Origin of the sequence: Agromyces ramosus (genome assembly GCF_030817175.1) — a bacterium.
In the GTDB taxonomy this organism is placed as follows: domain Bacteria; phylum Actinomycetota; class Actinomycetes; order Actinomycetales; family Microbacteriaceae; genus Agromyces; species Agromyces ramosus_A.
In genome coordinates this window covers 2798813-2811357 of record NZ_JAUSYY010000001.1, presented here as the reverse complement: position 1 = coordinate 2811357, position 12545 = coordinate 2798813, and the positions used below count along the sequence as shown (strand labels likewise).

9 protein-coding genes are annotated in these 12545 nt (G+C 69.4%); 2 read left to right on the top strand and 7 right to left on the bottom strand.

Features of this window, described 5'->3' with window-relative positions:
- Positions 1-3: 3 nt before the first annotated feature.
- Positions 4-900 (bottom strand): carbohydrate ABC transporter permease, encoded by an 897-nt coding sequence (locus QFZ26_RS13205; RefSeq protein WP_307042830.1) that lies wholly within the window; start codon positions 898-900, stop codon positions 4-6.
- The gene (locus QFZ26_RS13200) at positions 897-1838 is read right to left on the bottom strand and encodes a carbohydrate ABC transporter permease (RefSeq protein WP_307042828.1); all 942 of its coding nucleotides are present in this window, start codon (positions 1836-1838) and stop codon (positions 897-899) included. Before QFZ26_RS13200 ends, QFZ26_RS13205 begins: the two co-directional genes overlap by 4 nt.
- A gap of 106 nt (positions 1839-1944) precedes the next feature.
- Between QFZ26_RS13200 and QFZ26_RS13195 the strand changes: the two genes are divergently transcribed.
- Both QFZ26_RS13195 and QFZ26_RS13190 read left to right on the top strand, forming a co-directional pair.
- Positions 1945-2985: a LacI family DNA-binding transcriptional regulator gene (locus QFZ26_RS13195; RefSeq protein ID WP_307042826.1), complete on the top strand. Its 1041-nt coding sequence runs from the start codon at positions 1945-1947 to the stop codon at positions 2983-2985.
- Between the two features lie 88 nt (positions 2986-3073).
- Complete coding sequence (locus QFZ26_RS13190) at positions 3074-4594, top strand: glycosyltransferase family 39 protein (protein ID WP_307042824.1); 1521 nt, start codon at positions 3074-3076, stop codon at positions 4592-4594.
- A gap of 68 nt (positions 4595-4662) precedes the next feature.
- Here the strand turns inward: QFZ26_RS13190 and QFZ26_RS13185 are convergent, their stop codons facing one another.
- The 5 genes from QFZ26_RS13185 to QFZ26_RS13165 all read right to left on the bottom strand — a co-directional run bounded on the left by QFZ26_RS13185 (position 4663) and on the right by QFZ26_RS13165 (position 12519).
- Positions 4663-8310 (bottom strand): RICIN domain-containing protein, encoded by a 3648-nt coding sequence (locus tag QFZ26_RS13185; protein WP_307042822.1) that lies wholly within the window; start codon positions 8308-8310, stop codon positions 4663-4665.
- 176 nt (positions 8311-8486) lie between these two features.
- The gene (locus QFZ26_RS13180) at positions 8487-8753 is read right to left on the bottom strand and encodes a hypothetical protein (protein ID WP_307042820.1); all 267 of its coding nucleotides are present in this window, start codon (positions 8751-8753) and stop codon (positions 8487-8489) included.
- Positions 8754-8936: 183 nt separating this feature from the next.
- Positions 8937-10685 (bottom strand): amylo-alpha-1,6-glucosidase, encoded by a 1749-nt coding sequence (locus QFZ26_RS13175; RefSeq protein ID WP_307042818.1) that lies wholly within the window; start codon positions 10683-10685, stop codon positions 8937-8939.
- Positions 10685-11503 carry a carbohydrate ABC transporter permease gene (locus tag QFZ26_RS13170; RefSeq protein WP_307042817.1) on the bottom strand — a complete coding sequence of 273 codons (819 nt, stop codon included), beginning with the start codon at positions 11501-11503 and terminating at the stop codon, positions 10685-10687. The genes QFZ26_RS13175 and QFZ26_RS13170 overlap by 1 nt, the downstream gene beginning before the upstream one ends.
- Positions 11500-12519, bottom strand: coding sequence for a carbohydrate ABC transporter permease (locus tag QFZ26_RS13165; protein ID WP_307042815.1), 1020 nt, complete (start codon positions 12517-12519; stop codon positions 11500-11502). The genes QFZ26_RS13170 and QFZ26_RS13165 overlap by 4 nt, the downstream gene beginning before the upstream one ends.
- Between the last annotated feature and the right edge of the window lie 26 nt (positions 12520-12545).

The window sequence follows — 12545 nt, the reverse complement described above, 5'->3', positions numbered from 1 at the left end:
CGGTCACTGCTTGACGCTTCCGGCGCTGAGTCCCGACTGCCAGAACCGCTGGAGTCCGAGGAACGCGACGACGATGGGGATGATCGTGAGGAGCGACCCCGTGATCACCAGGTTGTAGATCGGCTGAGCAGCGACCCCGGTGGCCTGGGCGTTCCACTGGTTCAGGCCCACCGTGAGCGGATACCACGTGGGGTCGCTCAGCATGATGAGGGGCAGGAAGTAGTTGTTCCAGGTCGCCACCACGGTGAAGAGCAGCACCGTGACGATGCCGGGCGAGAGCAGGCGGATCGAGATCGTGAAGAAGGTGCGGAACTCCCCCGCCCCGTCCATGCGCGCCGCCTCGAGCAGTTCGGTCGGCACCGAGTCGACGGCGTACACCCAGATGAGGTAGAGGCCGAACGGGCTGATCAATGAGGGGATGATGATCGCCCACGGGGTGTTCGTGAGCCCGAGCTGGCTGAACATCAGGAACGTGGGCACGGCGAGCGCGGTTCCCGGCACGGCGATTGCGCCGAGCACGACGGCGAAGACGGCCTTCCGGCCGACGAAGCGGAACTTCGCGAGGCCGTAGCCGGCGAGCGTGGCGAGCAGTGTCGCCCCGCCGGCGCCGAGCACCACGTAGAACAGCGTGTTGCCGAACCAGCGCAGGAAGATTCCGTCGCGGTAGGTGAGCGTCTCCCAGATGTTCTGGAAGAGCACGAAGTCGTCGTCGAACCAGAGGCCGAAACTCGAGAAGAGCCCACTCTGCGTCTTCGTGGCGTTGATCACGAGCCAGGCGAGGGGAACGAGGCTGTAGAGCACGAAGATGCCCATCAGCAGCGTGAACGCGACCGACTTGCGGGGGCGGAGCGGCGAGAAGCGCGGACGGCTCCGGATGCTGCGGAGGCTGGTGGTGGTCATCGCTCCTCCTTCCGTGCGCCGCGCAGTTGCACGACGTAGGCGATGACCGCGGTGATCACGCCCATGACGATCGCGACGGTGGCCGACGCGTTGTACTGCTGGCCGGCGAACGAGAGGTTGTAGGCGTACATGTTCGGCGTGAAGAAGGTGGTGATGATGTTCGGTGCGAGCGTGCGCAGGATGTTCGGCTCGTTGAAGAGCTGGAAGCTGCCGATGATAGAGAAGATCGTCGCGATGACGATCGCGCCGCGCAGCGCGGGCAGCTTGATGCCCGTGATGACGCGCATCGGCCCGGCCCCGTCGAGTTCTGCCGCCTCGTAGAGGTCACCCGGAATCGTGCGGAGCGCCGAGTAGAAGATGAGCATGTTGTAGCCGACGAACTCCCAGGTGACGATGTTGCCGATCGACACGAGGATCCAGTCGCGGGCGAACGGGGTGATGACCTCGGAGCCGAGCCAGTCGTTGAGGTTCGCGGCGAGGCCGAAGTTGTCGCCGTAGATGAAGCCCCACATGAGCACGGCCACGACCGCCGGTACCGCGTAGGGCAGGAAGATCACGATGCGGAAGAATCCCGACGCGTGCAGGCGCGCACTGTCGATGGCGAGGGCCGCGACGAGTGCGAGCACGAGCATGATCGGCACCTGCACGAGGAGGAACAGCGTGACCCGCACGAAGCCCTCCCAGAACTGGGCGTCGCGGAAGATCTCCACGTAGTTCTCGAGCCCGACGAACGCGTTGCCGCCGATGAGCTGCTCGCGGAAGAGGCTGAGGTAGAGCGAGTACACGACCGGTGCGATGAACACCAGCACGAACACGATGAGGAAGGGTGCGACGAACGCCAGGCCCTTCCATTCGCTGCGCCCGCGCGACCGGATGCGCAGCGTGCTCGGCGGCGCGGTGGCCTCGCTCGCTGGGGTGATCAGGGACGTCGTTGTCATCGAAGCTTCCATTTCGGGGCATGTTCACGTCAACATGCAGTGTCGCTACCGTAGCATGTTGACGTGAACATGCGCCACTGTTGCATGAGTCGACAAAGGAGTAGCGATGACCACCGTCACGAACACGGCTGAGCCCGCGAACGGCCGCCGCCGCGGACCATCGATGGCGGATGTCGCGCGAGAGGCCAACGTGTCGGGCCAGACGGTCTCGCGCGTCTCGAACGGGCGCGAGAACGTCGATTCCGAGACCCGCGAGCGCGTGCTCGCCGCCATGCGCAAGCTCGGCTACCGGCCGAACAGCGCCGCGCGCGCCCTCCGCAGCGGCCGCTTCCACAGCATCGGCGTGATCATGTTCACCCTCTCCAGCTTCGGCAACATGCGAACCCTCGACGCGATCGCGAGCGCTGCAACGGATGCCGGCTACTCGATCACCCTCATCCCGGTGCCGCATCCGACGCTGGGCGAGGTCTCGGTCGCCTTCGATCGGCTCAGCGAGGAGGCCGTCGACGGCGTCATCATCGTCGTCGAGGCGCACCTGCTCGATGAGAGCGACGTCGAGCTGCCCGCAGGGCTGCCCGTCGTGGTGATCGACTCGACGGCGAGCGACCGCTACCCCGTCGTCGACACCGACCAGGCGCACGGCGCGAGGCTGGCGACCGAGCATCTGCTCGGCCTCGGTCACCGCACGGTGTGGCACGTCGCGGGGCCCGAGCGCTCCTACTCCGCCGCGGGCCGGCGCGCCTCGTGGGAGGCCACCCTCCGCACCCATGGCGCCGACGTGCCGCCCGTGCTCGTCGGCGACTGGTCGAGCGAGTCCGGGCACGAGCTCGGGCTGGAGCTGGCTCGCAACCCTGAGGTCACCGCGATCTTCGCCGCGAACGACCAGATGGCGCTCGGCGTGCTGCGCGCCCTCCACGAATCAGGTCGCGCCGTGCCCGGCGAGGTCAGCGTCGTCGGCTTCGACGACATGGAGGAGTCGCGGAGCTTCTGGCCGCCGCTCACCACGGTGCGGCAATTCTTCGGCGAGGTCGGATCACGTTCGGTCGAGGCGCTCGTGCACGAGGTGGAGGGCGGCGAACCGCGGGGCACCACGCTCGTCGACACCGAACTCGTCGTGCGCGACAGCACGGGGCGTCCGCCCCGCTGAACGCGCGCGAGGCATGACACCTCGAGTGCCGTGAGCGTCACGAACGCCATGCTCGCGAATCCCCTCCGGGAGGCGCATGATGGGCGTGATGGTTGTGACCGGCCGAGCCGGACGCACCGGCTCCCACATCGACGAATCGTCGACCGCCCGGTGGAGCGACGCCCGGGTCGCCGTCGTGATCGGCGCCGCATCAGGAGTGATCGCCACCACCGGGTCGTGGATCCCGTCGTTCTGGGGTGACGAGGCCGCGAGCATCATGTCGGCTCGCCGGGATTGGGCATCCCTCTGGGCGCTGCTCGGCACGGTCGACGCGGTGCACGGGCTCTACTACGCGCTCCTGCACGTCTGGATCGATCTCGCGGGCACCTCGCCCTTCGCCGTGCGGGTCCCGTCGGGGATCGCCGTCGGCGCGGCATCCGCCGGTCTCTACCTGCTCGTGCGCCGGCGGTCGACGCGGGGAACGGCGGTGATCGCCGCGGCCGTGTTCGCCGTGCTGCCGCGCGCCACCTTCCTCGCGACCGAAGCCAGGTCGCTGGCGCTCGCGACCGCCGCGGCCGTCTGGCTCACGCTCCTCCTGCTGCGACTGCTCGACGCCCCGACGCGCCGGGGCTGGTGGTGGGTCTACGCGCTCGGGCTCGCGCTCGCCGCCCACCTCTTCCTGTACGTCGCGTTGCTCATCCCGGTGCACGCGGTCGTCGCCTCCCTCGAGCTGCGTCGTTCGGGGCGGCTGCGTGGCATCCGGATCCGTCCGTTCCTGCTCGCCTGGGCGGGAGCCGCGCTCCTCATCGCCCCGATCGGCGTGGTCGCCGTGATGCAGCGCGACCAGATCGCGTTCCGCAGGCCCCATCGCACCGTCACGGCCAAGGGAGTGCTCATCGACCAGTGGTTCATGTTCGAGGCGCTCGCGCTCGTCGCATGGGCGTTCATCGTCGTGTCGGTCGCCGTCGTCGCCCACCGTCGCGAGGACGCCTGGCACGGCAACCGTCAGCTGCTCCTCCTCGGCGGAGCGTGGATCGTCGTGCCGACCGCTGCGCTGGCCATGGTCGCGGCGGCCGTCTCGCTCGGGTACACGCCGCGCTACCTGGCCTTCTGTGCGCCCGCCGCGGCGATCATGATCGCGATCGCCCTCGCCGCGCTCCCCCGCCGGTGGATGCGCGCCGTCTCGATCGCCGCGATCGCGGGCCTCGCGGTTCCCGTCTACCTCGACCAGCGCACGCCGTACTGGAAGAACGGCGGCACCGACTGGCAGACGGTCGCCGAGGTCGTCTCCCAACGCGCCCGGCCGGGCGACGGGGTCGTGTTCGACGAGAGCGTCCGCCCGTCGCGTCGGCCCCGTCTCGCGATGCACGCGTATCCGCACGGGTTCGACGGTCTCGTCGACCTCGGGCTCGTGCGACCGTACGACGAGACCGGCGGATTGTGGGATGTCACGGCGCCCCTCGCCGAGGTCGGCCATCGTCTCGAGGCGGTCGATCGCGTCGTCGTCGTGTCGCGGAGCGCCGACGGCGTGGACGCCGACGTCGCCGCGCTCCGACAGGAGGGCTTCGGCCTGGCCGAGCGCGTGGTGCTCGAGTCGGACGTCGTGATGGTCTACGAGCGCGAGCCCTGAGACATCGATCGACCTGCGCGAGCGCCCGGCCGATGCGGTCGAGCGCTCGCGCGGTCATGCGTTCGCGCTCAGGGCTTGCGCGAGTGCATCGAGACGATGCGCTGGGCTTCCGACTCGGATGCCGCAGGCTCCACGCCGTCGGCTGAGACGTCGACGCTCACGCTGAGCAGCTTGCCCGCGTCGTTCGTCCCCGGCGTGTAGCTCTGGCCGCTCGCACCATCGATCGGCTCGCCGTTCAGGTACCACTGCCAGACGATCTCGCCGTCGCCCGGGTCGATCGTCGCCGTCGCGTGCGCGGGCGTGCCGACGCGCGGCCGCTCGACGATCTGCAGGTCGGCGACCACGGCATGGCGCCGGATCATGATCGTGTACCGGGTCTCGGTCGAGCCGTCGGCCGAGATCACGGAGATCGTCGCGACGCCGCCGTTCTCGGTCGTCGGCTGGGTGATCCGCACGCTCGCGGCGGAGTCCACGGCGATGGCGTCGACCACGGGCAGCCGACCGCCGTCCACCTCGAGCTCGTACTCGGTCCTCGCCGGGTCGAAGCCGTCGATGAGCGCGCCGTCGAGCCGCAGCACCGCCAGGTCGCTGACCGCGGCAGGCGCCGCCGTCGACTCGAACACCTGCACCTCCGAGACGATGAGGTGCGTGTTCGGGTAGGCGTTCATCACCACTCGCACGCCGGTGGCGGTGACCGGAGCGAAGTCGGCCACGACGACCGGGGCGCTGCCGCCGGCAGGCGAGGCGACCGGCTGCGCCGTCTCCCAGCCCGGCGCCGGAGCCCACACGCCTGCGGCATTGCGCACCTGCACCTGCATCGTCTGCGCCCAACTGTTCGTGCCGTCGCGGAAGAAGTGCACCGCGACGCGCTCGACCTCGTGTGCCGCGGCAAACTGGTAGGTCAGGGTGCTCTGGGCCGGCTTGTTGCTCGAGACCCAGTTGGACCAGCCCTTGTCGCCGATGTCGCCATTGCGCGTGCGGTCGGCCGGGTAGCCGGACTCGGTCGAGCTCGCCGAGGCGGTGTTGCCGGCGTCGGGGTTGACGTTGCGGAGCGTTCCCTCGGTCACGAGGACCGCGAGCTGCGCGGGCAGCTCGGCGCCATCGGCAGTGACCACACCGGCGACATGCACGACGCCGACCTCGGCGAACGCGTCGCCCGAGACCGCCGACCAGTCCCAGACCGCCGGCACCTCGAAGGTGTTCTCCGATGCGCCGACCCGAGCGGGCACGACCTCGGGCGCAGCGGCCTGCACGGCGCTGAGCGATGCGCCTTCGGCCACGGTGATCGAGACCGGGTCCGTGCCCGTCAGCCCGCCGACGTCGACGAGTGCGGTGACTCCGATCGCCTGCCCGAAGAGGTCGGTCAGCGTTCCGGGCACCTCGACGCGGCCGCGCTGGGCCCACGAGGCATCCGGCAACTGCCAGGCGACGGCCGCCGGCGCTCCGGCGCCCCACGAGTATCGAGGCACGATCGTCTCGGGCAGCACGGGCGGCACGCCCACGAGGGTGCGTGCCGCGAGGGTCTGGCCAGCGAGCGGTGCCAGGTCGCGCGGCTGCCACGACTGGTTCGCCCCGCCGTTCGAGCCGTAGACGCCGACGCCCGCGCCCTCGGCGGTCGACTGTCCCCCGACCTCCAGCGCGAGCCCGAGCGCCTCGTTCACGAGCGAATAGCGACGACCGTCGGTGGTGTTCACGATCCAACGCGTGGCGGGCTCGAGTCCCGCGGCAGCCGGCGCCACCTGGCGCAGGTCGGTACCTGCACTCGTCGCACCGAGCACTCGGCCGTCGGATGCCTCGAGCACGACCCGCCTGGTCGCCTCGCGCTCGCCCGTGGCGACCTCATGCACGGTCCACGCCTGCGTGGCCGCCTTGGCGGCATCCGTCGCGAGTCCGGTGATCGACGTGGCGGCCGTCGAGCCGCCCACGGTGAGCGCCTTGCCGCTCTGCGCGCCCATGAGCTGGTAGCGGTGGCCGTCGACGAGCGCCGGGGCATCCGCCGAGACACTCGAGACGCCGTCGATCACGAACGTCGTCACCGACTTGGCGGGCACCGTCACAGTGGCGGTGCGCGCCACGCCGTCGATCGCGACGGGTGCGCCCTCGACGAGCGCGTTCGCGGTCGGGGCATCCGCCGACGGGGCCTGCGTGGTCACGATCGGCGTGACCGTGGCGCCTTCGGCGATGTCGCCGAAGTTCGAGAGGTCGATCGTGACCCGGCGATCGGATGCCGCGGTGTTGCGGTGCACGATCGTCGCCCCCGTGCCGTCGGCGCGAACGGCCGCGGTGCTCGAGATGTCGTCGATCGCGATCAGGTGGTCGCCCTCGTGGATGAACTTGGTGAAGTTGCGGATGGTGTTGAACTTCGAGTTGACCTCGACGCCGCACTCGGGCGCCGCCGAGGAGTTGCCGCCGGCATCGGCGACACGACGTGCCGACTTCCACACGGTGCCTCCGGCCTCCTCGTAGGGCTCGCAGTCGAGGTCGATGAAGATCGATCCCCAGTTCAGGTTCTCGCCCTGCGGCTCCATGTTGTAGCGGTCTTCGACGGGCTGCCACAGCACCCACGCCTTCGGCTCCAGCTCGCGCAGGTCATCGATGATGCGGCCGGCGATGCCGAGGCCGTTCTCGATGTCGACGGGGTTGTAGCCGCTGACCCAGTTGCCCTCGATCTCGCTCATCCAGAGGTCGGTGTCGGCCTGCTTCGCGAGGTCGCGCACGCCGAGGCGCCCCGAGGTGCCATAGGTGTGCACGTTCATGCGGTCGACCTTGTCGCGCGTCGCGGCCGGGTAGCCCGCCCAGTTCGTCGCGAAGATGCCCGGGTTCGTCTCGTCCATTGCGGAGAGCCCGGCATCTGTCGTTGACGCCGGGTCGTCGAGCGCCGCGCGGACATCGTCGATGAGCGCCACCTGGCGTGCCGGCCCCATGTGCATGCCCTCCTGGCGGCCGCCGACCGGCTTGCCGTTGCTGAGGGTCGTGCCCCAGTAGTTCGTGTTCGGCTCGTTGAACGGATCGAGGGTCTCGACCTCGATGCCGTACTCGTCCTCGAGGTGCTCGGTCACGTTCACGAGGTACTTCGCGAACTGCGCCTCAGCGGCGGGCTTGAGCTGCTCGGCCGAGGAGTTGAACCCGCCCGAGACGTAGCCGCTCTCGGTCATGAAGTAGGGCGCCGAGTTGGCGAAGGTCTCCCAGTGCGTGATCTGCCCCTCGGCGGCGAGCCGCTCGACCCACCAGCGCTGCGTCTCGTCGGCCGACCAGTCGTACGACGCAGGACCGTCGGCGTTCCACGCGGCGAGCAGCGCGTTGCGATCGGCGTAGTCGGTCGAGACGCCGCCGTAGGTGCCGCCATCGCCGTCGGGATTCGGCGCCCACCAGCCCTCGACCGCGCCGCCGGGGCGCAGGTAGTCGGTGACGTCCGACGCGTTGCCGCCGCCGATGTTGTAGCGGGCGATGTTCAGGTCGAGGCCGTCGTCGCCGAAGACCGCCTGGTAGAGCTCCTCACGCAGCTCGTCGGGGTAGCCGCCCGTGGCATTGGCGAACCAGACGAGGCTCGTGCCCCAGCCTTCGAACGCCTCGCCGGCGTAGGCCGGGTTCGGGGTGATGGTGAGGCCATCGACCGCGGAGGCGGGCGCCGCCGAGATCGGCGCTGCCACGAGCGCGGCCGTTGCGAGTGCCGCGCTCGTCAGGAGTGCGGTGAACCGTCTGCCGTACATCGTCATCGACGTCGACCTCTTTCGCCATTGGAAGGTGGTGAGACAGGTGTGTTGACGTCAACACGCCCGCGATGCACTCTACATGTTGACGTCAACATTGGGAAGACCGTTGGGAGCGGGAACAGCAAGAGCCCGTGGTCGCAAGACCACGGACCCCGCGCGTGCCGCTCGGCGGCGCGAAGTCACTCCTTGATCGACACCGTGACCTTCAGCGGCTTCGTCTCGGTCTCACCCTTCGAGTTCACGAGCACGCCGACGCACTGGTACACGCCGTTCGGCAGGCCCGAGATGTCGACCGACGCACTCTGCGCGTTCGGGCGCCACCCGGTGACGGCGCTGCCGCCGTCATCGGCCGGGGCGGCCCAGTGCACCGCGATCGACGTCGACGACGCCTTCGCGGCGGTCGGGGCATCCGGTGCCGTCGGAGCCGAGGCTGTGAACGGGGTCACGGAGATCCAGTCCAGGTTCGGCGCCAGCTGCGAGCGGAGCAGCACATCGGGGAACGTGTCCGAGATGTACGTCTCGCCGTCGACGTTCGGCAGTTCGCTCGACGCCGATCACGATGATGCTCCGCCGCCCGTGACCGAATCTCGCCGAGGGGATCGCAGGTTCGGCCATGCCCACGCTCGCCGCTAGGCTCCTCCAGCCAGATCGCTCGCCAGCTCCGCCGTCGCCATCGCCGTCGAACGCTCGGAGGCCTGGCCCGCGAGCAACAGGTAGGCGCTCGCGGTCCACGTGTACGCGCGATCGCGCAGCCCCGCGCCGGTGAGCGCATCGAAGTTCTCGGCGAAGCCACTGCGCTCGCAGAGGCGGCGGAAGCGCTCGCTGACGTCGTCCGCCACGTCGTGGTGGCCGGCCGCGCGCAGGCCCGCCTCGACGATGAAGGTCGACGGCGCCCAGATGGGCCCGCGCCAGTACCCGTCGGCCTCGTACCGCGGCGAGCTCGGCAGTTCCGTGGCCGGCCCGAACTCCGTGAGGTGCGCCATGACCTGCTCGGCCAGCCGCTCGGTCACGTCATCCGGGAGCCGATGGCTCGCGATGAGGGGCAGGGCCGTGATCAGGCTGGAGGTGCTTCCCACCCGTCGGCCGGCGACCGAGCGCGCGACGAACCGCTCCCCCTGCCAGAGCTCGTCCGTCAGTGCGCCGAGGAGCAGTTCCCCTTCGCGACGCCACCCTTCGGCGGCATCCGGGGCCACCTCGTCGGCCAGTCGCGCGAGCTCGTCGAGCTGCAGCACCAGGAAGGCGGCGAGATCGGGAGACTCGACGACCCGGTCGAGGTCGAACACCGTCGAGTTGTCCCAGCCGCTGTCGTTGCCGTGCTCGTAGTACGGAAGGGTCGCCCCGGGGGCCCGGCGATGATCGAGCCAGTAGCACGTCCAGGCCGCGAGTCGCCGGTACACCTCGAGGAGCACGTCGGAGGGCACGGCGCCGGGGAGTCGCCGCCGCAGCTGCGACCACATCCACCCGTGGATCGGTGGCTTCACGAAGTTGTAGAGCACCTCGGAGTGCGTGATCGAATCCGGCAGCGCGCCGGTCGCGGCCTGGTGGTCGAACACCACGAGGAACTGGTCGATCGCGAGCTCGGGATGCGACGACGCGAGCGCGAGCGCGTTGAAGCAGTGGTCCCAGCTCCACACCTTGTCCATCCAGTGCTTCGACATCAGCACGGTCTCACGGGTGACGAAGCCGAGCGGGCGCACGGTGGCCGACCAGAGCACGTACGCCGCCAGCGTGGCGCCCGGGTGCTCGGCGCGCCAGGGCGCGACACCGTCGGCGAACGCGGCGAACTCGGCAGCGCGCGCCGCGACCACCTCGTCGAACGATGACCTCGGTCGCGATGGCGCCGGTTCCGACGCCACCTCCTCGATGGCGATCTCCCACTCGCCCCCGTCGCCGCCCACCTCGATCGCCCGCTCCCCAGCGCCGAGGCGCTCGGAGCCGATCACCGAGAAGTCGCCGACGAGCGGGGTGATCCGGTAGCGCCGCCCGGTCTCGTACGAGGTGAGCACGGCGGCGCCGTCCTGGGGTGCGATGAAGAGGAACGTGCCCGTGAACGGGGTCAGTCCGCCCGAGGCATCCGCAAGTCGCAATCCGAGTCCTGCACCGCGCACCCGCACGGTGTCGACGTCGGCGAACGCCGCACTGAACTCACCGGCACCGCCGACCCAGCGAACGCGCTCCGGGGCGGCGAACTCGGTCGTCTCGACCGGGGCACCGCCGGCCAGCGGCTGGAAGGAGAGCACGGGGTGCATGCCGGTCTGGTGCGAGACCAGGTGGATGAGGTCGGCCGAGCGGTGCAGCCCGACCACGCGCGACACCGACAGCCAGGAGCCTCGCATGCTGAACGGCACCTCGTCGATGGGGAATTCGAGGGTCGGCATCAGTCTTTGACCGCCCCTGCCGTGACGCCGGCGGCGACGTAGCGCTGGGCGACGACGAGCAGCACGGCCGCCGGGATCGACGCGACGACGGCGGTGGCCATGATGGCGTTCCAGTCCTGCGTGTTGTTGCCGATGTACTTGTAGATGCCCATCGTGATCGGCTGGAGGTCACCGCCACGGTTGAGCGTCGAGGCGAAGATGAAGTCCGACCACGCCCACAGGAACGTGAAGAGCGACACCGTGACGACGGAATTGCGGCTGATGGGCATGACGATCGATTGGAAGGTACGCCACGGCCCGGCTCCGTCGATCTTCGCGGCCGACATGAGTTCCTCTGGGATCCCCGCCATGAACGCCGTGAAGATGAGGACCCCGAAGGGCACGGCGAGGGTCGAGTCGGCGAGGATCAGGCCGGGGACGGTGTCGAGGATGCCCCAGTTGTGGAAGATGAGGTAGAAGCCCATCGCCATGATGATCCCGGGGATCATCTGGGCGATGAGGAGCACGAAGTTCAGTGCCGTGCCGCCGCGCGGGCGCAGCTTCGCGAGCGCGAACGCGGCAGGCGCCGACAGCAGGAGCGTCACCGCGACCGTGCCGAGCCCGACGACGAGGCTCGTGCCGAGGTACGGCAACTGCTCGCCGAGCACCCGGGAGTACCCGTCGAAGGTCGGGTTCACCGGGAAGAGATTCGGCGGGTCCTTCCGCAGGTCCGTCGGCTGCGTCAGGGAGACGTTGATCATCCAGTAGAGCGGGAAGAGCATCAGCGCCGTGAAGATCACGCCGAGCACGGTGTTCCCGATCCTCCTCGTGGAGGTCATGCGCGCTCCAATCGACGCTGCGTGCGGATGTAGATGAGGCCGAACACGAACGCGAGCACGATGAGCAGGTTGCCCACCGCCGCGGCCGGGCTCAGCTCTGGCGATCCGCCGCCGAACCCGAGGCGGTACGACCAGATCGCGAACGTGGCCGACGCGTCGCCGGGGCCGCCGCGGGTCATGATCCAGATGATGTCGAACACCTTCAGGGTGTAGACGAGGCCGAGCAGGATCGTGATCGCCGACACGGGCCGGAGCAGCGGGAAGGTGATGCGCCAGAACGTCTGCCAGGCGTTGGCGCCGTCGAGCGAGGCCGCCTCGTAGACCTCCCCCGGGATGTTCTGCAGGCCGCTGTAGAGGATCACCAGGTTGAACGGGATGCCGATCCAGATGTTCGCGAGGAGCACGGACACCATCGCCCACTGCGGTGAGGTCAGCCAGTTCACCTGAGTGAGGCCGATTGCCTCGAGGCCCGCATTGACGATGCCCGACTCGCTGTTGAGCATCCACGCCCACACGGACGCGGACACGAGCAGGGGAAGCAGCCACGGCACGAGGAAGAGCGCGCGGAGGGTGGCCGCGAGCGGGAACCGCTTGAAGAAGAACACCGCCAGCGCGAGGCCGATCGAGAACTGGAACACGATCGACACGAGGGTGAAGACGGCGGTGTTGACGAGCGCGGGCGTGAACGTCGAGCTCTGGATGACCTGGGCGTAGTTGTCGAACCAGACGAAGGGCGCCGTCCCGTCGATGAACGAACGGAGCGTGTAGTCGCGGAAGCTCAGGTCGAGGTTGCGGTAGAGCGGGTACGCGTAGAAGACGACGAGGTAGACGACGACGGGGGCGATGAACGCCCAGGCGGTCAGCTGCGCCCGCAGTCGTTGCCTGCTGCGAAGCGGACGAGTGGGATCGGGACGGGCAGGGAGCGGTCGAACCGGGGAGGCGGCGCGCGTGGACGGCGCCACCTCCCCCGTTTCGCCGGGCACCGCCACCCTGGATGCGGTGTGCGTCGCGGTCATGTGACTTTCTCCGATCGAGGGTGGTG